Annotated in this window: 1 protein-coding gene; it reads right to left on the reverse strand. The window is 45.5% G+C overall.

The annotated features are described in order from the left end of the window. Nucleotides 1-846, reverse strand: an 846-nt coding sequence (locus R7R24_RS25740; protein ID WP_318119953.1) for an HD domain-containing protein, incomplete at both ends; no start/stop codon positions are given.

The raw sequence follows: 846 nt of genomic DNA on the forward strand, positions 1-846 counted from the left end.
AACAATCTTGCAGTTTGTCGGCGATGATACGTACTGCACGCACGTCAAACAATTCATCAAACGCCAAACTCTTCTTCTGCATTTTTCGCCAAATGCTGTAGATGTGTTTAGGACGACCACTTACTTCGGCATTAATGCCACAAGCTTTCATCTCTTGAGATAAGTCTTCGACAAAATCTTTGATGTATTGCTCACGGACAATACGACGCTCAGCAAGCTGCTTTGCAATCTGCTTGTAAGTGTCCGGTTGTTGATAACGGAAAGCGTAGTCTTCGATTTCCCACTTAAGCTGACCGATACCTAGGCGGTTAGCCAGTGGAGCATAAATGTTGGCACACTCTTTCGCCGCAGCACGTCGAACTTCGTCCGGTGCTTTTTTGACTTCAATAAGGTTGCAAATTCGTTCTGCTAGCTTGATGACAACGCAACGAAAATCATCCACCATGGCAAGCAGCATGCGACGAACGTTGTCTACTTGAGACGACGCAGCGCTGCCTTCCATCGTGACGTTAAGCTGACCGATAGCGGCCATTTCTTCTACGCCATCAATGAGCTTAATGATTTCTTTGCTGTATTTTTCTTCAAGAAGTTCTCTGTTGAAAGCACCACTTGAAACCAAAGGAAACAGTTGAGCCGCCACTAATGTTGCTTTGTCCATCGACAAGGTGATCAGAATTTCGATCATCTCTCGTCCACGCCACAACAGGAGTTCGGCTTGTTCGTGACCCGCCAAAATCGTTTGGCAATCTCGATAAACTTCGATTAAGCGTGATGCTGTGCTTTTCTCTTGTCCTAGGCTAGCCACCCAGTTTTCAAGTTCAAACTGTTCATTTTGGTTTAAATGCG

The sequence above is a fragment of the Vibrio sp. 704 genome (assembly GCF_033339295.1).